The sequence below is a fragment of the Nocardia sp. NPDC055321 genome (genome assembly GCF_053645575.1).
In genome coordinates this window covers 406,621-431,423 of record NZ_JBSHMS010000005.1, presented here as the reverse complement: position 1 = coordinate 431,423, position 24,803 = coordinate 406,621, and the positions used below count along the sequence as shown (strand labels likewise).

Genomic DNA, 24,803 nt, shown 5'->3' with positions numbered 1-24,803 from the left:
GCGCGAACGCCGGAGCGCGGCCGCGTCCGGCAGTCGGCTCTCGGTCCGGCTGTCGCGGCTGTTGAACATGGTCCCGTACTTCCAGGCCAATCCCGGCATCAGTGCCGCCGAGGCCGCGGCCGAACTGGGCGTGACCACCAAACAGCTGATGAGCGATCTCGATCAGCTCTGGATGTGCGGCCTGCCGGGCTACGGTCCCGGTGATCTCATCGACCTGTCGTTCTCCGAGGAGAGCATCGAGGTCACCTTCTCCGCGGGCATCGACCGCCCGCTGCGCCTGACCTCGCCCGAGGCCACGGCCCTGCTGGTGGCGCTGCGCTCGATCGCGGATCTGCCCGGCATGGTCGATCCCAGTGCCGCGCACTCGGCCATCGCGAAGATCGAATCCGCCATCTCCGGTCGCACGTTCGAGGGCCCGGCCCTGCCCGCCCCGGTCGAGGCGCCCTCGGTGGCGACGGTGCGTTCGGCGCTCAACGCCAATCACGCGCTGCGCCTGGTGTACTACTCCGCCAGCCGCGACGTGGTCTCCGAACGGGTGGTGGACCCGATCCGCATCGTGCTGGTGGACAGCAACAGCTACCTGCAGGCGTGGTGCCGCCAGGCCGAGGGCGTGCGCCTGTTCCGGCTCGATCGCATCGAGGAGGCCACCGAACTCCCCGAGCCCGCGCGCCCGCCCGCCGAGGCCGCGCTCGACGAGGCCACGGCCCTGGACCTTTTCGTCGACGATCCCGCGGTTCCGCTGGCGCGCCTGCTGATTCGCGCCGACTACGCCTGGGTGCTGGATCAGTACCCGATGCACCGGGTGACCCAGCACGCCGACGGCGGCGTCGAGGCCACCATGCGCTTCGCCACCCTGGACTGGATGGCCCGGCTGCTGCTCGGATTCGGTTCCGGGGTCACGGTATTGGGCCCGCCCGAGCTGGTCGCCGCGGTGCGCGAGCGCTCGGGCGCCGCGCTGACGGCGTACTCCGCGCTGGCCGACGCGCTGTCCCGCGACGGCGAACTCTCCACCGCCGGTTTCGAGGAGGTCGGTCCCGCTTGACCTCTCGGGCAACTCCGGCGCAGCGGGTCCTGGTGTTCGGCGCGGGCAGTATCGGCGTCTTCGTCGGCGGCAAGCTCGCCGCGGCGGGCGCGGAGGTCACGTTCGTCGGCCGTCCACGCGTGCTCGACGAGATCGCCGAACACGGCCTGCGGCTCACCGACCTGGACGGGCACGACGTGCAGGTGCCGCCCGACGCGTTCCGCGGCGTCACCGACGTGAACGACGCCGCGCCGCCGGACCTGGTGCTGATCACCGTGAAATCCGCCGATACCGCCGCGGCCGCAAGCGAACTCGCGGGCCTGCTGAAACCCGGGACGGTGGTGCTGAGTCTGCAGAACGGCATCGGCAACGACATCGTCATCCGGGAGATCCTGCCCACGTGCGTGGTGCTGGCCGGCATGGTCATGTTCAACGTCGTGCATCACGCGGACGGGCGTTTCCATCGCGGCACCGCCGGCGGGGTCGCCCTGGCCTCGGATCCGGTGCTCAACCGGTTCGGGCCGCTGTTCCGGGCTTCGGGGCTCGAGGTGAAACGGCATCCCGATCTGCTGCCGGTGCAGTGGGCCAAGCTGCTGCTCAACCTGAACAATCCGATCAACGCGCTGTCCGGCCGGCCGCTGCGCGAGGAGCTGGCCACCCGGGACTACCGGCGCTGCCTGGCCCTGACCCAGGGCGAGGCGCTGACGGTGATGAACGCCGCCCGGATCACGCCCGCGCGGCTGACCCCGCTGCCGCCCGCGGCGATGGTGCGCCTGCTGACCGTGCCGGACGGACTGTTCCGCCGGGTTGCCGGTCGGGTGCTGGCGATCGACCCGGTGGCGCGCTCGTCCATGGCCGACGATCTGGCGGCCGGTCGCCGAACCGAGATCCGTTGGCTCTGTGGCGAAATCGTGAGTCTGGGTACGATGGTCGGGTTACCGACACCGGTCAATCAGCGGCTCATCGAACTCATCGCGGTCGCCGAGGACGGTGATCGGCGCACGTGGTCCGGGCCGGAGCTGCTGGCCGAGCTGCGGGCCGCCGCCGGCGGGTGAGAGTCGAGTCCGCTCGGCGGGCGGTCGACAGCTCGTCCGGGTAACATCCGGGCAAATCCGCGTGACGACAGGCCGTCCATGGGTTGACAAATGGTTTGCCATATGCCGGTCGGGTAGCATCAAAGCACCACAGTATTGGAGGAAGTCGATGGGTTCACTCAGCGCGACGCACTGGATCATCATTGCGCTGCTGTTCCTGGTTCTGTTCGGAGCCAAGCGGCTGCCGGATGCCGCCCGGGGTCTCGGTCGTTCGCTGCGCATCTTCAAGAGCGAGATGAACGAGATGCAGTCCGACGGTGACAAGTCCGCCTCCGCGAAGGCCACGGCCCCCGCCGCGGAACTCCCGGTCGCCCCGGCCCCCGTCGCTCCGGCGCAGGCGGCCGACGCCGAACTGAAGAAGGACCTGCACAAGGCGTAATCGCCGCAACCGACCCCGGGATGAGGAACCACTCGTCCCGGGGCGAAGTTTGTCCAGGTCCAGCGCGGCGATCAGCGAGGCAGACACTTCCATGCGCATTCCGTTCGACCCCCGGCGCAGTCGGCGCAGGACGAATCCCGACGGCACCATGTCGTTGGTCGAGCATCTCTACGAGCTGCGGTCGCGACTGCTGAAGGCCATCCTGGCGGTCACGCTGACCACCGTGCTCGGCTTCTTCTGGTATTCGCATTCCTTCCTCGGCATCGAGAGCCTGGGCGACATCCTGCGCGGGCCGTACTGTTCGCTGCCGCCCGAGTCGCGCGCGGCCATCACCGCCGACGGTGAATGCCGGCTGCTGGCCACCGCGCCGTTCGAGCAGTTCATGCTGCGGTTGAAGGTCGCCATCACCGCGGGCGTGGTGCTCGGCTGCCCGTTCTGGCTGTACCAGCTGTGGGCGTTCATCACCCCGGGCCTCTACGCCAAGGAGCGCAAGTACGCGATCTCCTTCGTGGCCTCGGGCGCGACGCTGTTCGTGGCCGGCGCGCTGCTCGCCTACTGGGTGGTCGCGCACGCCCTGAGCTTCCTCATGACGATCGGCAACGACGTGCAGGTCACGGCGTTGAGCGGTTCGGAGTACTTCACCTTCATCATTCAGCTGCTGATCATCTTCGGGGTGAGCTTCGAGACGCCGCTGATCATCGTGGGGCTCAATCTCGTCGGTGTGCTCACCTACGCCAAGCTGGTGCAGTGGCGGCGCGGGCTGATCTTCGGCCTGTTCGTCTTCGCGGCCATCGTCACCCCGCAGGACCCGTTCTCGATGCTGGCGCTGGCCCTGGCGCTGACCGTGCTGTTCGAGCTCGCGGTGCAGATCGCGCGGATCAACGACAAGCGCAAGGCCCGCAATGCCGAGAACTGGGCGAACCTGTCCGACGAGCAGGCCTCGTCGCTGGGCGGTCCCGACGGCATCGATCACGCCACGCCTGTGGCCACGCCGGAACCGGTGGCCGCGACACCGCCGGAAAAAACAACGCGAGCTGTCCCGGATTACTCCGATACCCTCTGACGGGTGACATCAAGGTCGCTTACTGGCGAACTGGCGGCATTCGCCGCCGAGCTGAAATTCGCACTGGATCCCTTCCAGCAGAAGTCGTGTGAAGCGTTGCAGGGCGGGCACAGCGTGCTCGTCTGCGCGCCCACCGGCGCGGGCAAGACCGTGGTCGGCGAGTTCGCCGTCCACCTCGCGCTGGCCTCGGGCGGCAAGTGTTTCTACACCACCCCCATCAAGGCGCTCTCGAACCAGAAGTACGCCGATCTCACCGCGCGCCACGGGCGCGAGAGCGTGGGATTGCTCACCGGTGACCAGTCCATCAACGCCGACGCGCCCGTCGTGGTCATGACCACCGAGGTGCTGCGCAACATGCTCTACGCGAGTTCGGATGCGCTGCGCGGACTTTCGTACGTGGTCATGGACGAGGTGCACTACCTGGCCGACCGGTTCCGCGGCGCGGTGTGGGAGGAGGTCATCCTGCATCTGCCGCCCGAGGTCCGCCTGGCGTGCCTGTCCGCGACGGTGTCCAACGCCGAGGAGTTCGGCGCCTGGATGGAGACCGTGCGCGGTGACACCGCGGTGATCGTGGACGAGACCCGGCCGGTGCCGCTGTGGCAGCACGTCATGGTCGGGCGACGCATGTTCGATCTGTTCGACACCAAGTCCAGTGATCAGCGGGTGCTGGTCGACGAGGACCTGGTGCGCTTCATCAAACAGCGCGAAGCCGCGGATCGGATGGAGAACTACGGCGGGATCGGGCGTCGTGGCAGCGGCGGCGGCCGCCGCATGTTCCGGCCGGTGCCGCGCCCGGAGGTCATCGCCAAGCTGGACGAAGAGGGGTTGCTGCCGGCCATCACCTTCATCTTCTCGCGCGCGGGGTGCGACGGCGCGCTGGCGCAGTGCGTGCGCTCGCGGCTGGACCTGAGCCGCGCGGACGATCGGCCCGAGATCGACGCGATCATCGAGAAGCACACCGGGGAACTGCCGCGCGAGGATCTCGAGGTGCTCGGCTACTGGGAGTGGCGCGAGGGCCTGCATCGCGGATTCGCCGCGCACCACGCGGGCATGCTGCCCGCGTTCCGGCACACGGTCGAGGAACTGTTCGTGCGCGGTCTGGTGCGGGCCGTATTCGCCACCGAGACACTGGCTCTGGGCATCAACATGCCCGCGCGCACGGTCGTGCTCGAGCGGCTGGTGAAGTTCAACGGCGAGACGCACGCCGAACTGACTCCGGGGGAGTACACCCAGCTCACCGGGCGTGCGGGCCGGCGCGGCATCGACGTCGAGGGCCACGCGGTGGTCATGTGGCAGCCGGAGGTGGACACCAGCGCGGTCGCCGGACTGGCCTCCACGCGCACCTATCCGCTGCGCAGTTCGTTCAAGCCGGGCTACAACATGTCCATCAACCTGGTGGACCGCATGGGCGCGGCGGATTCGCGGGCGCTGCTCGAGCGGTCCTTCGCCCAGTTCCAGGCCGATCGCTCGGTGGTGGGCCTGGTGCGCGGCATCGAGCGCAGCGAGGGGCAGGCGCGCAAACTGCGCCTGCAGCTCGGGGACGACAGCTTCCTGGAGTACATCCAGCTGCGCGAGCGTATTCGTGAGCGCGAGCGCGCGATCGAGCGGCAGGGCCGCACCGATCGGCGGGCCGCGGCGGTGTCCGCGCTGGCGGCGCTGCGCCGCGGCGACGTGGTCGCGATTCCGGCCGGCCGGCGGCAGGGCCTGGCGGTGATCCTGGAACCGGACACCACGCCCGGTGATCCGCGACCGCTGGTCCTGACCGAGGACAAGTGGGCCGGACGGGTCTCGGCGGCCGACTTCCCCACGCCCGCGCAATCTTTGGGCCACCTGCGGTTGCCGCGGCACGTCGACCATCGCACCGCGCGGGTGCGGCGCGATCTGGCCTCGGCGCTGCGCAGTACCGGGCTGTCCCCGCAGGGCAGGCGCTCGGGCGGCAAGAAGTCCAAGGCGGCCGACGACCACGAGTTGCAGTCGCTGCGGCGGGCGTTGCGCAACCATCCGGCACACGAGCGCCCGGATCGGGAACAGCTGGCCCGCATCGGCGAGCGGTACAACCGCATCGAGCGCGAAGCCGAGACCATGCGCCAGCAGGTGGCCGCGACCACCAACTCCCTGGCGCGCACCTTCGACCGGATTCTCGCGCTGCTCAGCGAGCGCGGGTACGTGCGGGACGGCGAGGTGACCGCGGACGGCCGGCGTCTGGCGCGCATCTACGCCGAGGCCGACCTGGTGGTGGCCGAATGCCTGCGCCAGGGGTTGTGGCGGGGCCTCGGGCCCGCCGAACTGGCGGCCGTGGTGTCGATTCTGGTGTTCGAATCCCGCCAGGAGGGCGGCTATCTCGGCGCTTCGGGGCCGACCGCGCCGATCCGCCGGGCCGTGGACGCCACGATCGGGGTGTGGTCGCAACTGCGCCAGGACGAGGCCAGGCACCGGCTCGCCCCGACCCGCGAACCCGACCTGGGATTCCTGACCGGCATGCACTCCTGGGCGCGCGGCGACGATCTGGCCGACGCGCTGCTGGCCAGCGGGGATCGCGGAAACCCGCTGTCGGCGGGCGATTTCGTGCGCTGGTGCCGCCAGGTCATCGACATGCTGGACCAGATTCACAACACGGCGGACGATGTAGAGGTGGCGGGTACCGCCGCCAAGGCCGTGCGGGCCATCCGGCGGGGTGTCGTCGCGGTGGACGCCGCGTAAGGAAAGTGACTGTGCTTTGATTCTTTGAGACGTACCGACCGCGGTGGGACCACGAGCGTGTTCCCGCTCGGGGGGCTAGCGTGTGTACATCGGATTGCGAGGGAAGGCAAGCAAATGAGCGGCCCGTACGGACCGAACGACGCCCCTGGCACAGGGGAGGGACGCAACGATCCGACGCAGCAGTGGGGCAGCGGTCAGCCCGCGCCCGGCGGCGCCGGACCGACTCAGAACTGGGGTGGGCAGCAGCCGGCACAACCCACCACCGCGTGGGGGGATCAGCAGCAGCCGTGGGCGCAGAGCCAGCCGCAGCAGCCGCAGCCCGGTCAGCAGGGGTGGGGTCAGCAGAGCCAGCCGCAGTGGCCGCAGCAGGGCCAGCCGGTCACCGGCCAGGAATGGAATCAGCAGCAGCCGCAGCAGGGGTGGGGTCAGCAGAGCGCGCCGCAGTGGCCGCAGCAGCCGCAGCCCACGGGCCAGGACTGGAACCAGCAGCAGCCCGGTCAGCAGTGGCCGCAGCAGCCCGCGCCCGCCAAGAAGAAGACGGGTCTGATCATCGGTGCGGTGATCGCGGCGCTGGTCGTGCTCGGCGGCATCGTGGCCGGTGTGGTCGTGCTGACCGCCAAGGACCAGCTGGACAACTCGGCCGTGCAGACCGGTGTCACGAAGGTGCTCAAGGACTCCTACGGCATCGAGGACGTCCAGGACGTGAGCTGCCCGTCGGGCAAGAAGGTCGAGGTCGACAAGACCTTCGAGTGCTCGGTCAAGGTGGGCGGGGAGGCCAAGAAGGTCACCATCAAGATCACCAAGGATGACGGGACCTATGAGGTCGGCCGCCCGAGCTGATCGGCTCGAAACGAATTCCGCTGGGCCCGGCCGCGATCGAGAGGATCGTGGCCGGGCCCGGCGGGCTTTTCCGGCCACGCCGTCCCGCCGGAGTACAGTGGGCCCGGAAAAGCCGAAGTTGATCATGTTGGGGGTGACGTGAAAACCGTCGCACACACGACCCGGGGATTCGCGATCCTGTTCGCGGCCCTGACCGCCACCGCCTGCGGCGCGGGCGCGACCGAATCCGCCCCCGTGAGCAGTACGGTGACCGCCGCCCCGGTGGCGACCGTCGGCAAGGCCGTACCCGTGGTGGACGACTGCACCACCTATCCGGCCCAATCGGTGAGCAAGCCCATCGATCTGCTGCTGGCCTGCGGTGACGGCGGGCTGTGGGTCCGCGAGATCACCTGGAGTTCCTGGGGGCCCGACACCGCCGAGGGCGAAGGCACCCAGAGCCGCCGGATCTGCGAACCCGATTGCGCCACCGGCGGTGTCGCGACCGGACCCACGCACATCACCCTGCGCAAGCTCGTGGACAACCGCTTCACCGAGGCCGTGATCACCGACCTCGGCGGCAAGCCGGAGACCTGGCCGCTCTAGCGGCGCGCCGTCCGGCGGCGGGGTGGCCTGCCGGATCGTCCTCGGCCCGAGCGCATCCCGGCCGCGTGATCGGCCGGGATGACGAGAAGTACGGCGGGACGGTCGAATTCAGCGCTTCGCCATCGCCGTGACGAGGCGTTTGACCGGGCTCTCGGCGTTGTAGGCCACGGCCAGGGCGTTGAGCCGGTCGAGATCGGCGGGTTCGCGGGGCAGCAGGTCGGCGCGGGAGTACTCCACGGCGGCGTCCTGCACCACGCGGACGACCGGGCCCGCGGCCTTCAGATAGTCCTCCGCCGCAGCCAGTTTGGCGCGCACGCCCTTGGCCATCTCCGAACCCGGATCGGACACCGCCGCGCGCAGGGCGTCCAGTGACCCGAAGCGGGAGATGAGCTGGGCGGCGGACTTGTCGCCGATGCCGGCCACGCCGGGCAGGCCGTCGGAGGCGTCACCGCGCAGGGCGGCCATGTCGGCGTAGGCGGGGCCCGCGTTCTGCTGCGGCACACCGTATTTGGCCGACACCTCGGCGGGACCCCAGAGTTCGGCCTTGGCCAGGCCGCGGCCCACGTAGAACACGCGCACCGGCGGCTCGGGGGTGTCGCGGACCAACTGCAGCAGGTCGCGGTCACCGCTGACCACGATCGTCTCGCTGTCCCGCTCCCGGGTGGCCAGGGTGCCGATCACGTCGTCGGCCTCGAGCCCGTCGGCCCCGGCCGTCGCGATGCCCGCGGCCTCCAGGACCTCCATGATCATGTCGACCTGCGGGGTGAGGGTGTCCGGAACCTCTTCGGCCACCGCGCCGCTCACGGTCGCGGCGTCGACGGTCTCCGCGACGCGGTGCGCCTTGTAGGACGGGATCAGGTCCACGCGGAACGCCGGGCGCCAATCCAGGTCCAGGCAGACCACGAGGCGGCTCGGGGCATGCTGTTTGGTGAGCGCCGCGACCATATCGGTGAAGCCGCGCAACGCGTTCACCGGTCGCCCGTCCGGGGCGGTGATCTTCTCCGGGATCGCGTAGAAGGCGCGGAACCAGAGACTGGCGCCGTCGAGCAGCAGCAGGGGACCGGCTTCGGGGGTGCTCATGGGATCAGACGCTACCGCTCACGGCGTGGCGGCGACACGTCGCCGCGCGTGTGGGCGCCTGAGCGGGGATGTCGCGCCCGGCGGCTAGGGTCCGGACTCGGACTGCCGGGGGATCGCGGACGGACGCGGGAATGGAGCGGGATGGATCGGCGTGGATTTCTGCGGGGCGCGGCGACGGCGGGGGCGCTGTCGCTGCTGCCGCCGAGCCTGGTGAGCGCGTGGGCGCGGGCGCGCCCGGCCGGTGGGCTGGACAGGGTCGAGCACGTGGTGATCCTCATGCAGGAGAACCGTTCGCTGGACCACTACTACGGGACGTTCCCGGGCGTGCGCGGATACGCCGACCTCAACGCCCTCCAATTGCCTTCGGGGCGATCGGTTTTCCATCAGCCGCACGGCGACGGGTTCGTGCTGCCGTTCGCGACCGAGCTCGAGAACCTCGACGGCTGCGACCATTCGGCGTTCGGCGGGCACCGCGCGGTGGCGGACGGGCGCTGGGACGACTGGATCGCGGCCAAGGGCACGGGCACGATGGCGGGGTACCGGCGGCGCTCGCTCGAGTTCTATCACCAGTTGGCCGCGGCCTTCACCGTGTGCGATCGCAACCACTGCTCGTTCAACGGCGCGACCGACCCGAACCGGCTGTTCCTGTTCAGCGGGGCGGCACGCAATCCGTTCGCCATCGAGAACGTGGCCTCCACGCTGCAGCAGCAGCTGTACGCCACGCCGGAGGTGACGCGGTGGACCGACGGGCTGCCCGAGGCCGCGGTGGCCGATCTGTTCGCCGACGCGCTGCTGGGCGTGTCGGCGACGCCGGAGCCCGTGGTGGCCGGGGTCAGCCGGGCGCTGGGGGCGCCGACATCGCAATTGATGTTCAGCAACGCCGCGCTGCGCGCGCCCGACGGGCGGGAAATGTTGCGCGAGGCCATCACCGGGCTGCGGTGGAGCACCTACGCCGAACGGCTCCAGGCCGCGGGGGTCGGCTGGCGCGTGTACCAGGAGTGGGACAACTACGGGGACAACTCCCTCGAGTACTTCGCGACCTTCCGGGCGGCCGCGCGAAACGCGCTGCGGTACACCGACGGTGGCGGCGGGACGCCGTTCCGGACGTTCTACGCCTACTATCGGGCGCTGCTCGGCGCGCCGCAGCTCGCGGACGGGCACGAGCGGGCGCTGCGGCGGGGGCTGGCCGAGCTCGGGGAGGGTGAGCGCGCCCTGGTCGAACGTGGATTGTTGCGAGCGCCGGAAGGGCAGGTGGCGCGGGCGTTCCGGGCCGATGTCGAGGGCGGGCGGCTGCCGGCGGTGTCGTGGATCGTGCTGCCCGAGGCGCAATCCGAGCATCCGGTGTACGGGCCGCGCAACGGGCAGGCGGTGGTTCGCGATCTGCTGGCCGCGCTGAGCGATCATCGCGAGGTCTGGGATCGGACGGTCGTGATCCTGAACTACGACGAGAACGACGGGTTCTTCGATCACGTGCCCGCGCCGGTGCCGCCGCCGGGCACGGCGGACGAGTTCCTGTACGGCTACAACCTCGGGTTGGGCGCGCGGGTGCCGCTGCTGGTGGTGTCGCCGTGGAGCAAACAGCAGGTGTGCTCGGAGCTGTTCGATCACACCTCCGTGCTGCGGTTCCTCGAGCGGGTGACCGGGGTCGAAGAACCCAACATCAGCGCGTGGCGGCGCGCGATGTGCGGGGACCTGACCTCGGTGCTGGACTTCTCGAGCGCTGCGGCGCCGGTGCTGCCCGTCGCCGCGCCCGCCGCGCCGCAGCCGAGTTCCGGAGCGCCGCAGGCGGTTCCGGCCGAACAGCGGCTGCCGCAGCAGGAGTCGGGCAGCGCGGGCCGGGTGCCGCTGCCCTATCGGCTCGGTGCGCGGGTGCGGCAGCAGCGCTCGGCCGGCGCGCTGACCGTCACGCTCGGGAACCGGGGTACCGCGAGCACCCACTACACCGTGCACCCCAACGCCTTCGCCGAGAACTTCACGCCCGAGCGCTTCGATGTCGGGCCCGGCGGCGACGTGGTCCGGGACTTCCCGGCGCCCGGCGGGCGGTACGACTACAGCGTGTACGGGTCCGACGGGTTCGGGCGGCGCTGGGCGGGTGATCTCGGCGCGCCGGGCGCGGGCCTGGAGGTGGACGCGGTGGCGGCGGTATCGGGTTCGCGCACGGTCGAATTCGCGTTCGCGAACACCGGAGCGACGGTGGCGGAGTTCGTGGTCGTCGCCAACGCCTACCGGGGCGACGGGCCCTGGCGGGTGCGGGTTCCGGCGGGGGAGGCGCGCGGCTGGACCCTCGACTGCGCGGGCGACGACGTGGGCGCGGGCTGGTACGACCTGTCCGTCACCTGTGACCTCGACGCCGGGTTCCTGCGGCGCGCACGGGGTTTCGTGGAGAACGGGGAACGCGGGCGGACCGCCGACGATGCCGCGCCCTTCGACCGGCTGCTGCTGGACCGGTCGATGTACGAGGCGGGACGGGCGCTCGTGGTGAGCTACGCGCTCGCCGAGGCGGCCGACGGGCACCTGCTCGCGGTGTATCCGGACCCGGGCGCGACGGTGTGGCAGCCGCCCGCCACGCCGCCGCTGCGCACCCTGGCCCTGCCCGCCGGGACGGTGCGCGCGGAGGTGGCGCTGCCGGTCGAGGGCGCGCTGCCCGCCGGGGCGTACGCGCTGCACCACCTCAACGACGCGGGCCGGGCGCTGGCGCATCCGGTGCGGTTTCGCGTGCTGTGAATCGCGGGCGGCGCCGGGGGCGTTCGTCATCCGGCATACTTTCGGGCGATCTCGGCGCGCAGCGGGCCCGGACGCGGAGGGAACCGCATGCGGGAGCGCGTCCGGGCCGGGCGCGCGGGTGGTGACCGATGCGAGCGCGAACGGCGCAGCGGGTAACGTCGGGGGGCATGAGCTCTCACGGCGAGTCACGATTCTCAGCGGACGTCTACGGAGCGCGACTGGAGCGAGCGGCGGAACTGACCCGCGCCGCGCACCTGGACGCGCTGCTCATCACCCCCGGCCCGGATCTGCAGTATCTGATCGGGTCGCGCGCGCAGTCGTTCGAACGGCTGACCTGCCTGGTGGTGCCCGCCTCGGGCGAGACGCCCTCGGTCATCATTCCGAAGCTCGAGCTGGCCTCGCTGGGCGCGTCCGCGGCCGGTGAGCTCGGTTTGCAGGTGGTGGACTGGGTCGACGGCGTCGATCCGTACGCCCTGGTGAAGTCGGTGCTGAACGCGGGCGCGCGCACCGCGGTGGACGACGCCATGCCCGCCCTGCACCTGCTGCCCATCGCCGACCGCCTGGGCAAGGTCCCGGTGTCGGCGACCTCGGTGCTGCGCGAACTGCGAATGATCAAGGACCCCAGCGAGATCGAGGCGTTGCGCCGGGCGGGCGCCGCCATCGACCGCGTGCACGCCCGCATGGGTGAGTTCCTGCGCGCCGGGCGCACCGAGGCCGAGGTGGGCGCGGACATCGCCGCCGCAATCGTCGCGGAGGGCCACACCCAGGCAGCGTTCGTGATCGTCGGCAGCGGCCCGCACGGCGCGGACCCGCACCACGAGGTTTCCGACCGGGTGATCGAGGACGGCGACGTGGTCGTCATCGACATCGGCGGCCCGGTGGAGCCCGGCTACTTCTCCGACTCGACCCGCACCTACATCCTGGGCGAGCCCTCGGAGGAGATCGCCGCCCAGGTCGCCGAGCTCGAGCGCGCCCAGGCCGCCGCGGTCGCCGCGGTCCGTCCCGGCGTGACCGCCCAGTCGGTCGACGCCGCCGCCCGGGACCTGCTCGCGGCCTCGGACCTGGCCGAGTTCTTCGTCCACCGCACCGGCCACGGCATCGGCCTCTCGGTCCACGAGGAGCCCTACATCGTGGCCGGCAACGACCTGGTCCTGACCGAGGGCATGGCCTTCAGCATCGAGCCCGGCGTCTACTTCCCCGGCGAGTGGGGCGCCCGGATCGAGGACATCGTCGTGGTGACCGCCGACGGCTGCGAGTCGTTCAACAAGCGCCCCCACGGCCTGACCCGCCTGCCGTAGTTCCGGCGTAACGACAAGGCGGCCCCGGCGTCATACGCCGGGGCCGCCTGGGTCATGAAGAGCCCGCGCGGCGCCGCCTGTCTGCGTTGTTCGTGGAGCGCTCCTGTGGCCTGGGCCTACCCGGGGTTCGGCGCGACGACCGCGCAGGCTCCACATCTGGCTCCGGGGCAGCGCTGCTCAGCAAGCGCGCGCGGCCCGTGTGTTCGGGTCTGTTGACCCGTCGGCCTCGGGATCGAGTGTGGGGCCGCGTTGTTCATGCGTGCCGCTCGGACGGTGGCTCGGGATCCGGGCCTCGGGGAGTGCGGCGTGACGTGGGATTGTCGTTGGCGCCGTGGGCCCGGCCGCAGCATGGGTGGGTGCGGGGTCAGAACAGGGACGGGTCGGTGTCCAGTTCCGGGAACGGGATGTCCTCGAAAGCGGGTGTCGCACGCGGGGATTCGTCGGGTTCCGGGTCATCGGCGGGCAGCTCTACGGGGACCGGGTCGGGGAAATCGGGGCCCAGGGTCAGCTGGCCGGACTGCCAGTCGCGGGCGAACAGGGACAGCTGGGGGGACATCGCTTCGATGTCGGTGTTCAGGCTGCGCAGGCAGCGGACGCAGGTCACGCCCGCGCGGGTGGGTTGCAGGGCGCTGGGGGACCAGCCGGCGACGCCGGTGCGGCACAGCAGCTCGGGGACTTCCTCCGCGCCGATCCACTTGCCGAGTTCGACCGCGTGCACGGTGCGGCCGTTGCGGACGATGGCGTGCACGCCGGGGTCGCCGAACTTCGCCCGAGCGAACGCGGCCAAGGGGGCGATGTCGGTCATGCCTTGGACGATACAAACTTCGGCCGACAAACGTCGGGAACCCCCGCCGAATCGGTCGCTCGTGCCGCGATTTTCGGGCGGATCGTCACGGTCGGCGGCCCATGCGGCTCCGGTGGCGGACGGGTTCTCCGGATCGTCGTCGAAGCACCCGCGACCGTCGGTGTCAGTGCGGGGCGCGTCGAGCAGGGGCGAGTGGGTGCGGTCGGTGTACGCGGGGGGCGTCCCGGCGATCGTCAGTGGGCCGGGGTCGCGCCCGGCTTGAAGACGCTGCTGGACAGCACCCGGCTCACCTGGATCGCGATCACCACGCGGGTCGGGTTCTCGCGGGGGACGCGGTAGCGGGCGGCGTAGCGCTCGACGGCCTCGGCGACCGCTTCGGGCTCGCTCAGGACGGTCGCGGGACCTTCGAGGGTGAGCCAGCGGGGGCCGTCGACCTGGCTGACGGCGGCGTAGCCGGAGCGGCGCACGTTGCGGACCTTGACCGAGCCGTCATTGGTGATGACGCGGGCGATGCCGGCCTCCGGATCCCAGGTGAAGCCCACCGCGACGACGTGGGGGGTGCCGTCGGCGCGCAGCGTGGTGAGGGTCGCGAGGTGGCGGTCGGTCACGAATTCGGCGGCGGCGGGCGAGAGTTCGGGGCGGGTCTCGGTGCTCGGCATGATCTCGACGCTAGCAATGTGCTCCGGATGGCAGACTGTCAGCCATGGCATTCGGATCGCGGGACGTCGATGCAGGCGTCGTGCTGTTGCTGGGCGGTCGCAGCGAAATCGGTTTGGAGGTGGCGCGCAGGCTCGCGCCCGGGCGCACGGTGATTCTCGCCGCCCGGCGCAGCGACGACCTGGATTGGCAGCGGCGCGAACTCGGCCTGTCCGAGGCGGCCGCGGTGCACTGCGTGGAATTCGACGCCGACGACCTCGAGAGCCATCAGGCGCTGCTGGAGAAAGTGGTGGCCGAGCACGGTCCCATCGGGGTCAGCATTCTGGCGTTCGGTGTGCTGGGCGATCAGGCGCGTGCGCAGGAGGACGCCGCGCACGCGGTCGCGGTGGTGCAGATCGACTACGTGGCGCAGGTCAACATCCTGACCAGTCTCACCACGCTGCTGCGCGAGCAGGGCAACGGGCAGATCGTGGTCTTCAGCTCGATAGCCGGTGTGCGGGTGCGCCGCGCCAATTACGTGTACGGCTCGGCCAAGGCCGGCCTCGACGGATTCGCCAGCGGGTTGCAGGATGCCCTGCACGGCAGCGGGATTCACCTGCTGCTGGTGCGGTCGGGCTTCGTCATCGGACGGATGACCGCGGGGATGGAACCGGCCCCGCTGTCCAGCACCCCCGATCAGGTGGCCGACGCGGTGGTCGCGGGCCTGTACCGGCGGGCGCGCCTGGTCGTGGTGCCGCGCCGGTTGCGCCTGCTGTTCGTCGCGATCCGCCTGACCCCGCGCTTCCTGTGGCGGCGGGCCCCGCGATGACGCGGCCCCGCGCGCACCCGATCGCGGTGGTCGGGCTCGGGGCGGACGGCTGGGACGGGCTCGGCGGCCCCGCGCGCCGGGAGATCGGCGCGGCCGAGGTGCTGCTGGGTTCGGAGCGGCAGTTGGCCCTGATCCCGGCGGCCGAGAGCGCCGCCGACCGGGTGGCCTGGCCGTCGCCGCTGGTTCCGGCGCTGCCCGGGCTGCTCGAGCGGTTCGCGGACCGTCGCCTGTGCGTGCTGGCCAGTGGCGACCCGATGTTCTTCGGCATCGGCGCGACCCTGGCCCGGCTGGTGGGCGCGGACGCGCTGCGGGTGCTGCCGCAACCGTCCTCGGCCTCGCTCGCCTGCGCGCGGCTCGGCTGGAGCCTGGCCGAGACGCCCGTGGTGAGCGCGGTGGGGCGGCGGCTGGAGACGGTGCTGCCGGAGTTGGCGTCCGGGCGCGCGCTGCTCGTGCTCAGTTCCGACGAGCACACGCCCGGTCGGCTCGCGGAACTGCTGGCGCGCAACGGTTTCGGGCGGTCGCGGCTCACGGTGCTGGAACAACTCGGCGGTCCGGACGAGGCCGTCGCGGCGGGCGTGGCCGCGACCTGGGACCGGGCGGCCGGTGATCCGCTCAATATCGTTGCCGTGGAGTGTGTTTCCGATCCCGAGGCCCCGCGACTGACTCGGGTGCCCGGGTTACCCGACGCGGTCTACGGCGGCGACGGCCAGCTCACCAAGTACGAGATCCGCGCGCTGACCCTGAGCGCGCTGGCGCCCGCGCCCGGCGAACTGCTGTGGGACGTGGGCGGCGGCTCGGGCACGATCGCCATCGAATGGGCGCGCACGCATCCGTCCTGCCGGGCGATCACCTTCGAGCGCGCCGAGAGCCGCCGCAAGCAGATCGCCGAGAACGCCGCGGCCCTGGGCGTTCCCGGTATCGAGGTGCGCGGGGCGGCGCCGGAATCCTTCGACGGCGTGCCGGATCCGGGGGCGATCTTCATCGGTGGCGGTCTCACCGTGCCCGGCTTGTTCGAGCGCTGCTGGGCGCGGCTGCCGGTGGGCGGGCGGCTGGTGGCCAACGCGGTGACGGCCGAATCCGAGGCGCAACTGACCCTGCTGGCCGCGCGGTACGGCGGCACGCTGCGCCGATTCCAGGTCTACCGCGCCGAACCGCTGGGTGGGTTCACCTCGTGGCGTCCGCAACTGCCGGTGACGCAGTGGTCGGTGGTCAAAACCACGGTGCCGGAGGCGGATTCGTAAGCCGGCCCGGCTGCTTCCGGTCCCGCCGGCTCATCGACCTGCCGGCGCGGGGAAGTCCATTTCCGCCACCGTGTGCAGGCCGGTGTCCGGGTGCGCGGTCTCCAGTTGGAATCGGCACCGGCGGCCGCTGATGTGCAGTGCGCCGATGGAATTGCCGAAGTGCGGCCCGCTGATCTTCTCCCAGCGCAGGGGATCGGGGCCGATGCCCCGGCGCGTGGCCAGCCGGCGCAGCGCCGCGGCGAGCGGGCGCGCCCAGGACAGCGCGAACATCGGCCGGAAGATCTTCGGCGGGTCGTTGTGCACCGGCGAGCACACCAGTTGCAGCACATGGGATTCGGTGGGCGGATCGTACTCGGCGCGCGCGGCGTAGCTGTGGTGCACGTCGCCGGAGAGCACGCAGATGGTGCTGGGCGGGTCCGGCACCCGGCCGAGGCGGTGGATGAGCGTGGACAGCTGCAGAAACGAGGAGCGGAACGCGGGCCAGTGCTCCAGATCGGCGGCCTGCCGGAACTTCTCGCCCAGTCGCCCCCGCAGGCCGGGCTGACCCGCGGCGCGTTCGTTGAGCGCCTGCAGATGGCTGAGCGCGTGCGGCATGAGCCACGGCAGCGAGGATCCGATGAGCAGATGGTCGTAGTCGCCCGCCGCGTTGGCCTCGATCCACTCGAATTCCTCCTCCCCGACCATGAGCCGGCGCCCGTCGAGGATGCGACCGCTGCGAGTGTCGATGACCAGCAGGCGAATTCGCCCGAAGTCGCGCCGGTAGCTCCAGCGGGTGGGTTTGCGCCCGTCGGCTTCCTGATCGGCTCGGGCGCCGAAGTCCTCCAGCAGACCCTGCGCGTCCCCGCCGGATTTGGTCACCTCGAGGTACAGCTCGTTGCCCGCCAGCTCCGCCGGGCTCAGGTTGCCCAGGTGCTGATACACCCAGTACGAGGCCAGCCCGGCCCGGATTCGCTCACTCCACCAGGGTTTCTCGGCCATCTGCTCGCGCCAGGCCCGCGAGGTGTTCCAGTCGTCGCGCACGTCGTGATCGTCGAAGATCATCGAGGTGGCGACGGTGGACATGAGCCAGCGGATCTCCGGGTCGCTCCACGATTCGTGGTACAGCGCACCGTATTCCCGGAACGAGACCACCTCCTCGGCCGGTTCGCTGCCCGCGCGCCGCGCGGTCAGCCACTCCTGCAGCTGCGGCGTCGGCTGGTCGGCGTACACCTGGTCCCCGAGCAGGATGAGCGCGTCCGCCCACTCGTGCTCGGGTCGCCCCATCATCCGTAAGGCGTACGCGTCCAAAGCATCCGGCCCGACGCGGTCCGCTTCCAGCACCCCGGGCGTGGCCTTGGCCGCCCGGCACGACCCGAACAGCAGCGTCTCGATCGTCCGCGTCCGGATCCGGCTCGGCGGGAACCGCGACCCCGCCTCCGGCCAGACCCGTTCCCCGTCGAGCGCCACCTCGTACTCGACCGACTCGTCCGGGGTCAGCCCGTCCACGACCACCAGCGCGAAATGCTGCTCGCCGACCTGGAACGTCGCCCCCCGTCGCCCCAGAATCTCGACCTCGCACGCCGCGTCGGTCTCCACCCACACGGTCGCCGTCGTCGAATCGACGTGCCGCAGCACCGGTCCCAGCACAAGCACAGCCATACGAATCGAGGGTAGTTCGTCCCATTCGGCCCGGCCGGAGAACGCCGCAGCCCCCCTTGACAGTTCGGGCTCGAGCGATGAAAGCGGTTGCTGGTACACCGTATTCACGGCAGAACCGGCGATCGGGTGCGGGCGATCCACCCTTCGCCCTCGCCGGCCCTACTCCATGTTCATCGCGACGATGGGATCGGTCGTGGGCTGGGGGGAGCCGCCGGTGGGTTCGATCGAGACGGCTATCTGCTTGGGGGTGATCTCGGGCATCAGCAGGACCATCGGGGCGGTATCGGTGGGGAGGGTGGTCATGACCGCCGCGGACTGGGCCTGGCCGGCCGGGGAGATCGTCCACAGCTGGTAGGTGTGGCCGGCGGGGGGTGCGGGCACCGTCGCGAACGAGATCGTGGCGGCGTCCAGGTCGCGGGAGGCGGCGACGGTGAGGGTGCCGCCGCCGGCGACCTCGGTGGTGGCGGTGCGGGTATCGGAGTGGGTGCGGATCTGTTGCGCGGTGACCGGGCCGGGGTCGCCGGACCCCGAGCGCACGACCGCGACGGTCACGCCGATGGCGATCACCGCGACGAGGGCGGCCGCGGCGGCCAGCAGACGCGGGGAGAAGGCTCGGCGGGGGCGCAGGGGTACCACGGGGGCGGCCGCGTCGCGCTCGGCGTCGAGGGCGCGATTCAGCGCGTCTTCCACCGACGGAGGCGCGGGCTGCGCGTCCAGGATCGTCATGGCTGCCATGGCCTCGCGAATATCGCGGACCGTATCCCGGAAGCTCGCGGCGACAGCGCTGTCGGCGCCGGTCAGGGCGTGTTCGATCGCGTCGCGTTCGGCATCGGTGAGCGCGTCGAGCGCGTACGGGTACGCGTAGTCCAGGAGATCGGCTCGATCGTCGTCAGGCATCGCCCACCACTCCCGTCAAACAGTTCTGGAGTCGTTTGAGGCCATCACGAATGCGGGTCTTGACCGTGGACAACGGGATCTCGAGATGTTCGGCAACCTCGGTGTAAGTGCGCCCGCCATAGTAGGCCAGGGCGATGGTCTCGCGTTGGAGCGCGGTCAGCGTGCCCAGGCACTGCACCACCGCGCGCTCCTCGGTGCGCTGGCCGACCGCCTCGGCGACGATGTCGTGATCGCGGCCGAGCTCGCGCTGTCCGTACGCGAGATCGCGTGTGGTGGAATTGCTTTCGGTGCGGACACGGTCCACCGCGCGGCGATGGGTGAGCATCATGAGCCAGCCGATCGGACTGGCCAGGCGCACGTCGTACTGACCGGCGGCGTTCCAGACATGGAGGTACACCTCCTGGGTGATCTCCTCCGCGGCCTGGGCGCGGCGCAGCACGCGCAGCGCGAGCCCGAAGACGCGGTCGTGGGTGGAGCGGTAGAAGTCGGTGAAGGCATCGCGGTCGCCGCCGGCTATCTCACCGAGCAGGCGCGCCAGGCGCGCGGCGACCTCCTGGTCCGGGGTGGGCCGATCGATGGGACAGGCCGGGGCCGGGTCGGCGTCGCCCGAGGGTTCGGTGTCGACCGAGTGGCCACGCGGTTGGTCCGCCATATCTGGCTGTCTCCGGGGGATCGGCTGTGCGCGGGTAGAGGTGGGCCGGTTGGTTGCCGTGGAACTGCCGGACGTCTCTTCGGAGGTTAGTTGGGGATGTCGGCTCATGTCGAGAATCGGCTTTCTGCGCGCACGCCCGGCGGTGGCCGGGCGCTGGAAATCAGCGGGGCGGCCGCGGCCAGAAATAGGCCGTACGCTGCTGGTACTCGCGATACCCCGGTCGTTCTGCCATATGTCTCTCCAGCAATCTCGCCCCCGTTCCGTAGATCAGCACGTAGGTCATCAGCAGCGGCGCGAAGATCGTCAGTACCCCGGGCCAGGCGCAGGCCGCGATGAGCCACAGCCCCCACCACACGCAGGCGTCGCCGAAGTAGTTCGGATGTCGCGTCCAGGCCCAGAGCCCGCGATCCATGACCGTCCCGCGATGGCACGGATCGGCCTTGAACTCCGCGAGCTGGCGGTCGCCGACGGCCTCGAAGGTGAATCCGATCAGCCACAGCAGCACCCCCGCGCCGACCGCGAGCCACGCGAGTCCGCTCGCCGGGCCCGCGACGGCCGACACCTGCAGCGGCGCGGAGATGACCCACTGCGAGGCCCCCTGGATGATGAAGATCCGGCGCAGCACCTGCCAGGTGCCGTGCCCGCGGCGGTCCAGCAGCTCGGTGTAGCGCGGATCCTCCCCGCGCCCAGCGGATTTGCGATGCATGTGCAGGCTCAGCCGCAGGCCCCACACGGTGACCAACACGAACAGCAGCAACCTGCGCCAGAGCGGGCCGTCGCCCGCTAGCACCCCGATCAGGGCGACCAGGACGAAGCCCAGCCCCCAGCTGACATCGACGACGTTGTAGCGGCCGATGCGGCGGCCGATGAGATAGGTCGTGCCCTGCAGCGCGGCCAGCGCGAGCAGGCTGAGCAGGGCGATGAGCGGCAGCCCGTCCACGGCGTTCACGAGCGGGCCTCGCGATCGAGCACGATCTGGCGCACGTCGAGGTATCCGGAGCGGAATCCGGCCTCGGAGTACGCGAGATAGAACTGCCAGATCCGCCGGAAGCGGGCGTCGAAGCCGAGCGAGCCGACCTCCGGCGCGCGGCTGTCGAACCGCTCCCGCCAGAGTCTGAGCGTCTCCGCGTAATGCGCGCCGAATCCGAACTCCTCGCGCACCCGCAACGAGGTGTGGCGTGCGGCGGTGGCCGCGATCGCCTCGGGCGAGGGCAGGAACCCGCCGGGGAAGATGTACTTCTGGATCCAGGTGTGGGTGGAGCGGGTGGCCAGCATGCGATCGTGCGGCATGGTGATGGCCTGCAGCGCGACCCGACCGCCCGGTGCGAGCAGTCTGTCGAGGCATCCGAAATAGGTCGGCCAGTGCGCGTGTCCGACCGCCTCGATCATCTCCACCGAGACGATGGCGTCGAAGCTGCCCTGCACGTCGCGGTAGTCGCACAGCTCGATGGTGACCGCGTCCGCGTACCCCGCGGCGGTGACCCGCAACCTGGCCAGGGACAGCTGGCGGGCGGACAGGGTGACCGAGTGCACGGTGGCTCCGCGTTCGGCCGCGCGCACCGCCAATTCGCCCCAGCCCGTGCCGATTTCGAGTACCCGGCTGCCCGCGCGCACCCCGGCCGCGTCCAGCAGCCGGTCGATCTTCGCGCGCTGGGCATCGGCCAGGCGCTCCCACGGCACCGGCCCGGCGGCGAGGTCCGCGGCGCCGAACAGGGCCGAGGAGTAGGTCATGGTCTCGTCCAGGAACAGCTGGAACAGCTCGTTGGACAGGTCGTAGTGATGTTCGATGTTCACGCGCGCGTTGGCCTCGGTGCCCACCGAGCGCGCGGGCGGGCGGGGCAGGACCGACCGGAAGCGTTGCAGCGGTGCGGGAATCAGCCGGGTCATCGCGCCCGCGAGCACGGTGAGCACCGCGGCCGGATCCGGGGCGGTCCAGTCCCCGGCGGTGTAGGACTCGCCGAACCCGATCAGCCCCTGGCCGCCGAGGCGGGCGAAGAACGCCGCCGGGTCTCGAATGATCATGCGCGGCAACGGATCGGTGTCCGCGTGCGCGCCGAGCAGCACGCCGTTGGGCAGCTCGACGCGCAGCGGCAGGCGGGTCACCGCGCGCCGGAACAGCGCGGCCGCGGCGTCGCCGCGCAGCCGGGCGAGGGTTCCGGTCGGTGCGGGCGGCAGCTCGAACGCGGTCGTGGTGTCGAGGCAGAAGTCGGTCACTGTGCAGTCCTCAGCGGAGATTCGGCCCGGGGCCGTGGAACGATGGGGAGGCCGCGCGCCCACAGCGCGATGCCGTGCCGCCGGATGCGCGCGGCGATCAGCCACGGCGCGAACGGGGTTCGCCATTGCGCGCGCAGGACCGCGCGCGTGGTCACCGGCACCCGATGGCCGGACATGGTCGCGGCGAAGGGCGGCTCGCCGTCCCGCAGCAGGGTGATACCCAGGTCGAGATCCCGCCCGGGTTCGGGCAGCCGCAGCGTGTAGCTGCCCTCGACCGCGTTGAACGGCGAGACGTAGAACTCCTTGCCGACCGTGGCGCGCCCGCGCTCGTCGGTGCGCACGAGATAGGAGTGCCGCTCGCCGTAGGTGTTGTGCACCTCGGCGATGACGCATCGCAGGTCGCCCGCGGCGTCGTGACACCAGAACACGGTGAGCGGATCGAAGACGTACCCGAGCGTGCGCGCGTTCATGAGCGCGGTGACGCGCCCGCCGCCGCAGTCGATTCCGTTGCGCGCCAGGAAGTCATCGACCCGGGCTCGCAGGTTGTCGCCGGTGTCCCGGCGGGCGGACGGCTCGCTTCCGGTGCTGACCGGCGCGAGGTGATCGGCCGCCTGGAACGAGACGAAGGGCCGCAGGGGGAGTGCGACGGTGGGCGGATTGTCGAGGTCGAAATACCAGCTGTAGCCGCGATATTCGAACGCGTGCCGGACCGGCGCGACGCGGGTGTGCCGTATCCGGGTGAAATACAGTGCGGGGGCGCCGGCCTCGTTCATCGCGCACCCACCCGGTCGGCGGGGTCGGGCTCGCGCGTCCAGCGCCCGCCGAGGCGTTCGGCCGCGCGCAGGCCCGAGAGCGCGCCGTCCTCGTGGAAGCCCCATCCGTGATAGGCCCCGGCGAAACAGACACGCGCGGTGTCGATCTCGGGCAGGCGCTGCTGCGCGGCGACCGACTCGGGGGTGTAGATCGGGTGCTCGTAGTGCATCCGCGCGATGATCCGATCCGGATCGACGAGGTGCTCCCCGCCCAGGGTGACCAGGAAACGGCGGTCCGCGACGTGGCCCAGGTTCATGAGCCGGGTCAGGTCGTAGGTGACCACGCCGCCGGTCCCGCCGCCGGGCGGCATGCGGTAGTTCCAGCTCGCGCGAGCGCGTTCGAGGGTGGGCAGCACCGATTCGTCGGTGTGCAGCAGCGCGGAATTCGGCGTGTACGGCATCGCGCCCAGCACGGCGGCGGTGAGCGGGGAGGGATCGGAGAGCAGGGCCAGCGCCTGGTGCGGGTGGGTGGCGATGACGACGGCGTCGAAGCGGCGCACCCCGCCGGGATCGCGGACCAGGACCTCGTCGGTGCCCTCGTGCACCCCGAGTACCGGTGTGCCGGTGCGGATCTCGTCGAGCCCCGCGGCGATCTTCTCGACGTAGCGGGCCGAGCCGCCGACGACGGTGCGCCAGGTGGGGGAGCCGTACACGGTCAGCATGCCGTGGTGCTCGAGGAAGCGGAACAGGTAGCTCGCGGGGTAGCGCAGCGCGGTCTCGGGGTCGCAGGACCAGGTCGCCGCGACCAGCGGGCTCACGAAGTAGTCGATGAAGAATCGGTCGAATCGGTTGTCGCGCAAAAACTCCGCGAGCGTCACCGCGGAGTCGTCCCGGCGCAGCAGCTCGCGCGCGGCCCGGTGGAAACGTGGCACCTGCGCGAGCAGCCACAGGTAACGCGGGCGCGCGAGCATGCGCGCCGCGGGGAACAGTCCGGCCGGGCCCTTGGCGCCCGCGTATTCGAGTCCGATCGCGTCCGCGCGCACCGACAGCGACATGTCGGTCTCCTGGGTGGCCACCCCGAGTTCGTCGAACAGTCGCAGCAGCGTCGGATATGTCCGGTCGTTGTGCACGATGAACCCGGAGTCGACCCGCACCCGGCGCCCCGGCGCGAACTCCACCTCGTGCGTGTGCGCGTGCCCGCCGAGCCTGGTGTCGCGTTCGTACAGGGTCACCCGATCGTGCCCGGCCAGCACGTGGGCGGCGGTGAGGCCGGCGACCCCGCTGCCGATCACGGCGATATCGCGTCTTGACTGCATACCCCGAGTTCGATGTGCCCCCCGAACCGGTTTGGCGGGCGGAGGGGTTTTGAAAAAGATTTTTCGGATCCGACCAAACCGCGGGGCGGGGCAGGGCGAAACCCTGTTCGTGGTCATCGACGCGTCGATGGGCACCGGGGTCGAATCGCCCCGCACGCAGTGGTCACCGGCCGAGCGCAACACCCGACCCCCATCTCGGCCGGTGATCACGCATCGCTCGAAAGCTCTTCCCTCCCTTGCCGAACAGGCTCCCGACGAGCCGACGTATCGAAGGAACGAATCATGAAGCTCACGCAGCGCACCATCGCCGTCGCCATCGCCGTGGCGGCCGTTTCCGCCGGTCTGACCGGCTGTTCCGATGACAAGTCCGATTCCACCGCCTCCTCGACCAGTTCCATGGCCATGACGACCTCGGCCGCCGCGCCCGCGGCGAACCTGGTCGGTCCTGGCTGCAAGGCGTACGCCGAGCAGGTGCCGACCGGAGCGGGTTCGGTCAGCGGTATGGCCATGGACCCGGTGGCCACCGCCGCGTCCAACAACCCGATGCTGACCACGCTGGTGGCCGCGGTGTCGGGCAAGCTGAACCCGCAGGTCAATCTCGTCGACACGCTCAACGGCGGACAGTTCACCGTGTTCGCGCCGGTCGACGCGGCCTTCGCGAAGATCCCGGCGGCCACGATCGACTCGCTCAAGACCGATTCCGCGACCCTGACCAAGATCCTGACCTACCACGTGGTGCCCGGTCAGATCGCGCCGGACAAGATCGCGGGCACGCACAAGACGGTCGAGGGCGCCAGCGTGACCGTCACCGGCAGCGGCGACAACCTCAAGGTCGGTGACGCGGCGGTCGTGTGCGGTGGGGTCAAGACCGCCAACGCCACCGTCTACATGATCGACAGCGTGCTCATGCCGCCGGCCGCCTAGCTCCGGATCGACACGCCATGGTCGCCCAGGTCCATCACCTCGAACCGACGCACGTGATCGCCGATGCCGCGAATCCTGTTCGCCCCGGCGAAAACCGGAGGAAGAACACAGGTGTCAG

Annotated in this window: 22 protein-coding genes; 12 read left to right on the top strand and 10 right to left on the bottom strand. The window is 70.9% G+C overall.

The annotated features are described in order from the left end of the window. Window positions 1-67 precede the first annotated feature (67 nt). From ACWIGI_RS11070 to ACWIGI_RS11040, 7 genes are all read left to right on the top strand, one after another. Window positions 68-1,042, top strand: a complete 975-nt coding sequence (locus ACWIGI_RS11070) for a helix-turn-helix transcriptional regulator (RefSeq protein WP_454202272.1) — start codon at window positions 68-70, stop codon at window positions 1,040-1,042. Beyond that, a complete protein-coding gene (locus ACWIGI_RS11065) occupies window positions 1,039-2,076 on the top strand; it encodes a 2-dehydropantoate 2-reductase (RefSeq protein ID WP_454202196.1) in 1,038 nt (345 codons plus the stop codon). The genes ACWIGI_RS11070 and ACWIGI_RS11065 overlap by 4 nt, the downstream gene beginning before the upstream one ends. Window positions 2,077-2,224: 148 nt before the next feature. Then, complete coding sequence (gene tatA, locus ACWIGI_RS11060; protein ID WP_454202195.1) at window positions 2,225-2,494, top strand: Sec-independent protein translocase subunit TatA; 270 nt, start codon at window positions 2,225-2,227, stop codon at window positions 2,492-2,494. Window positions 2,495-2,585: 91 nt separating this feature from the next. Next, window positions 2,586-3,557, top strand: coding sequence for a twin-arginine translocase subunit TatC (gene tatC / locus ACWIGI_RS11055; protein WP_454202194.1), 972 nt, complete (start codon window positions 2,586-2,588; stop codon window positions 3,555-3,557). A gap of 3 nt (window positions 3,558-3,560) precedes the next feature. Next, window positions 3,561-6,257: a DEAD/DEAH box helicase gene (locus ACWIGI_RS11050; RefSeq protein WP_454202193.1), complete on the top strand. Its 2,697-nt coding sequence runs from the start codon at window positions 3,561-3,563 to the stop codon at window positions 6,255-6,257. Between the two features lie 114 nt (window positions 6,258-6,371). Further along, entirely contained in the window at window positions 6,372-7,097 is a 726-nt protein-coding gene (locus ACWIGI_RS11045; protein ID WP_454202192.1) for a DUF4333 domain-containing protein, read from the top strand. A gap of 138 nt (window positions 7,098-7,235) precedes the next feature. Then, window positions 7,236-7,679, top strand: coding sequence for a hypothetical protein (locus tag ACWIGI_RS11040; RefSeq protein WP_454202191.1), 444 nt, complete (start codon window positions 7,236-7,238; stop codon window positions 7,677-7,679). 108 nt (window positions 7,680-7,787) lie between these two features. On the opposite strand, the gene ACWIGI_RS11035 is transcribed toward ACWIGI_RS11040, so the two are convergent. Further along, on the bottom strand, window positions 7,788-8,759 hold the full coding sequence (locus ACWIGI_RS11035; RefSeq protein WP_454202190.1) for a 5'-3' exonuclease: 972 nt from the start codon (window positions 8,757-8,759) through the stop codon (window positions 7,788-7,790). Window positions 8,760-8,900: 141 nt separating this feature from the next. Here ACWIGI_RS11035 and ACWIGI_RS11030 point away from each other — a divergent pair, with 141 nt between their 5' ends. Beyond that, the gene (locus ACWIGI_RS11030; protein WP_454202189.1) at window positions 8,901-11,483 is read left to right on the top strand and encodes an alkaline phosphatase family protein; all 2,583 of its coding nucleotides are present in this window, start codon (window positions 8,901-8,903) and stop codon (window positions 11,481-11,483) included. Window positions 11,484-11,650: 167 nt separating this feature from the next. Next, window positions 11,651-12,781 (top strand): M24 family metallopeptidase, encoded by a 1,131-nt coding sequence (locus tag ACWIGI_RS11025; RefSeq protein ID WP_454202188.1) that lies wholly within the window; start codon window positions 11,651-11,653, stop codon window positions 12,779-12,781. 364 nt (window positions 12,782-13,145) lie between these two features. Here the strand turns inward: ACWIGI_RS11025 and ACWIGI_RS11020 are convergent, their stop codons facing one another. Together ACWIGI_RS11020 and ACWIGI_RS11015 are read right to left on the bottom strand one after the other, a co-directional pair. Then, entirely contained in the window at window positions 13,146-13,586 is a 441-nt protein-coding gene (locus ACWIGI_RS11020; protein WP_454202187.1) for a hypothetical protein, read from the bottom strand. Between the two features lie 233 nt (window positions 13,587-13,819). Continuing rightward, window positions 13,820-14,245 carry a PPOX class F420-dependent oxidoreductase gene (locus tag ACWIGI_RS11015; RefSeq protein ID WP_454202186.1) on the bottom strand — a complete coding sequence of 142 codons (426 nt, stop codon included), beginning with the start codon at window positions 14,243-14,245 and terminating at the stop codon, window positions 13,820-13,822. 44 nt (window positions 14,246-14,289) lie between these two features. On the opposite strand from ACWIGI_RS11015, the gene ACWIGI_RS11010 reads away from it, so the two are divergent. Both ACWIGI_RS11010 and cbiE read left to right on the top strand, forming a co-directional pair. Beyond that, window positions 14,290-15,051, top strand: coding sequence for an SDR family NAD(P)-dependent oxidoreductase (locus ACWIGI_RS11010; RefSeq protein WP_454202185.1), 762 nt, complete (start codon window positions 14,290-14,292; stop codon window positions 15,049-15,051). Next, window positions 15,048-16,292 (top strand): precorrin-6y C5,15-methyltransferase (decarboxylating) subunit CbiE, encoded by a 1,245-nt coding sequence (cbiE, locus tag ACWIGI_RS11005; protein WP_454202184.1) that lies wholly within the window; start codon window positions 15,048-15,050, stop codon window positions 16,290-16,292. Before ACWIGI_RS11010 ends, cbiE begins: the two co-directional genes overlap by 4 nt. A 30-nt stretch (window positions 16,293-16,322) precedes the next feature. Here cbiE and ACWIGI_RS11000 read toward each other — a convergent pair whose 3' ends face one another. The 7 genes from ACWIGI_RS11000 to ACWIGI_RS10970 all read right to left on the bottom strand — a co-directional run bounded on the left by ACWIGI_RS11000 (window position 16,323) and on the right by ACWIGI_RS10970 (window position 23,761). Further along, window positions 16,323-17,930 carry an alkaline phosphatase D family protein gene (locus ACWIGI_RS11000; RefSeq protein WP_454202183.1) on the bottom strand — a complete coding sequence of 536 codons (1,608 nt, stop codon included), beginning with the start codon at window positions 17,928-17,930 and terminating at the stop codon, window positions 16,323-16,325. A gap of 159 nt (window positions 17,931-18,089) precedes the next feature. Continuing rightward, window positions 18,090-18,827 (bottom strand): anti-sigma factor, encoded by a 738-nt coding sequence (locus ACWIGI_RS10995; RefSeq protein WP_454202181.1) that lies wholly within the window; start codon window positions 18,825-18,827, stop codon window positions 18,090-18,092. Continuing rightward, on the bottom strand, window positions 18,820-19,479 hold the full coding sequence (sigK, locus tag ACWIGI_RS10990; RefSeq protein WP_454202180.1) for an ECF RNA polymerase sigma factor SigK: 660 nt from the start codon (window positions 19,477-19,479) through the stop codon (window positions 18,820-18,822). Before sigK ends, ACWIGI_RS10995 begins: the two co-directional genes overlap by 8 nt. A 160-nt stretch (window positions 19,480-19,639) precedes the next feature. After that, window positions 19,640-20,428, bottom strand: coding sequence for a DUF1295 domain-containing protein (locus tag ACWIGI_RS10985; protein WP_454202179.1), 789 nt, complete (start codon window positions 20,426-20,428; stop codon window positions 19,640-19,642). Then, window positions 20,425-21,693 carry a class I SAM-dependent methyltransferase gene (locus ACWIGI_RS10980; protein WP_454202178.1) on the bottom strand — a complete coding sequence of 423 codons (1,269 nt, stop codon included), beginning with the start codon at window positions 21,691-21,693 and terminating at the stop codon, window positions 20,425-20,427. The genes ACWIGI_RS10985 and ACWIGI_RS10980 overlap by 4 nt, the downstream gene beginning before the upstream one ends. Beyond that, window positions 21,690-22,466: a DUF1365 domain-containing protein gene (locus ACWIGI_RS10975; protein WP_454202177.1), complete on the bottom strand. Its 777-nt coding sequence runs from the start codon at window positions 22,464-22,466 to the stop codon at window positions 21,690-21,692. The genes ACWIGI_RS10980 and ACWIGI_RS10975 overlap by 4 nt, the downstream gene beginning before the upstream one ends. Further along, complete coding sequence (locus ACWIGI_RS10970; protein WP_454202176.1) at window positions 22,463-23,761, bottom strand: NAD(P)/FAD-dependent oxidoreductase; 1,299 nt, start codon at window positions 23,759-23,761, stop codon at window positions 22,463-22,465. The genes ACWIGI_RS10975 and ACWIGI_RS10970 overlap by 4 nt, the downstream gene beginning before the upstream one ends. A 282-nt stretch (window positions 23,762-24,043) precedes the next feature. Here ACWIGI_RS10970 and ACWIGI_RS10965 point away from each other — a divergent pair, with 282 nt between their 5' ends. Beyond that, entirely contained in the window at window positions 24,044-24,685 is a 642-nt protein-coding gene (locus ACWIGI_RS10965) for a fasciclin domain-containing protein (RefSeq protein WP_454202175.1), read from the top strand. The last annotated feature ends 118 nt before the right edge of the window (window positions 24,686-24,803 follow it).

What these genes read in the sequence shown, in the direction of transcription:
- ACWIGI_RS11025 (WP_454202188.1), top strand. Translation starts at nt 11,651, where the DNA reads ATGAGCTCTCACGGCGAGTCACGATTCTCAGCGGACGTCTACGGAGCG.
- ACWIGI_RS11020 (WP_454202187.1), bottom strand. Translation starts at nt 13,586, where the DNA reads ATGACCGACATCGCCCCCTTGGCCGCGTTCGCTCGGGCGAAGTTCGGC.
- ACWIGI_RS11030 (WP_454202189.1), top strand. Translation starts at nt 8,901, where the DNA reads ATGGATCGGCGTGGATTTCTGCGGGGCGCGGCGACGGCGGGGGCGCTG.
- sigK (WP_454202180.1), bottom strand. Translation starts at nt 19,479, where the DNA reads ATGGCGGACCAACCGCGTGGCCACTCGGTCGACACCGAACCCTCGGGC.
- cbiE (WP_454202184.1), top strand. Translation starts at nt 15,048, where the DNA reads ATGACGCGGCCCCGCGCGCACCCGATCGCGGTGGTCGGGCTCGGGGCG.
- tatA (WP_454202195.1), top strand. Translation starts at nt 2,225, where the DNA reads ATGGGTTCACTCAGCGCGACGCACTGGATCATCATTGCGCTGCTGTTC.
- ACWIGI_RS11010 (WP_454202185.1), top strand. Translation starts at nt 14,290, where the DNA reads ATGGCATTCGGATCGCGGGACGTCGATGCAGGCGTCGTGCTGTTGCTG.
- ACWIGI_RS10975 (WP_454202177.1), bottom strand. Translation starts at nt 22,466, where the DNA reads ATGAACGAGGCCGGCGCCCCCGCACTGTATTTCACCCGGATACGGCAC.
- ACWIGI_RS11015 (WP_454202186.1), bottom strand. Translation starts at nt 14,245, where the DNA reads ATGCCGAGCACCGAGACCCGCCCCGAACTCTCGCCCGCCGCCGCCGAA.
- ACWIGI_RS11070 (WP_454202272.1), top strand. Translation starts at nt 68, where the DNA reads ATGGTCCCGTACTTCCAGGCCAATCCCGGCATCAGTGCCGCCGAGGCC.
- ACWIGI_RS10970 (WP_454202176.1), bottom strand. Translation starts at nt 23,761, where the DNA reads ATGCAGTCAAGACGCGATATCGCCGTGATCGGCAGCGGGGTCGCCGGC.
- ACWIGI_RS11000 (WP_454202183.1), bottom strand. Translation starts at nt 17,930, where the DNA reads ATGGCTGTGCTTGTGCTGGGACCGGTGCTGCGGCACGTCGATTCGACG.
- tatC (WP_454202194.1), top strand. Translation starts at nt 2,586, where the DNA reads ATGCGCATTCCGTTCGACCCCCGGCGCAGTCGGCGCAGGACGAATCCC.
- ACWIGI_RS11035 (WP_454202190.1), bottom strand. Translation starts at nt 8,759, where the DNA reads ATGAGCACCCCCGAAGCCGGTCCCCTGCTGCTGCTCGACGGCGCCAGT.
- ACWIGI_RS10995 (WP_454202181.1), bottom strand. Translation starts at nt 18,827, where the DNA reads ATGCCTGACGACGATCGAGCCGATCTCCTGGACTACGCGTACCCGTAC.
- ACWIGI_RS11045 (WP_454202192.1), top strand. Translation starts at nt 6,372, where the DNA reads ATGAGCGGCCCGTACGGACCGAACGACGCCCCTGGCACAGGGGAGGGA.
- ACWIGI_RS10965 (WP_454202175.1), top strand. Translation starts at nt 24,044, where the DNA reads ATGAAGCTCACGCAGCGCACCATCGCCGTCGCCATCGCCGTGGCGGCC.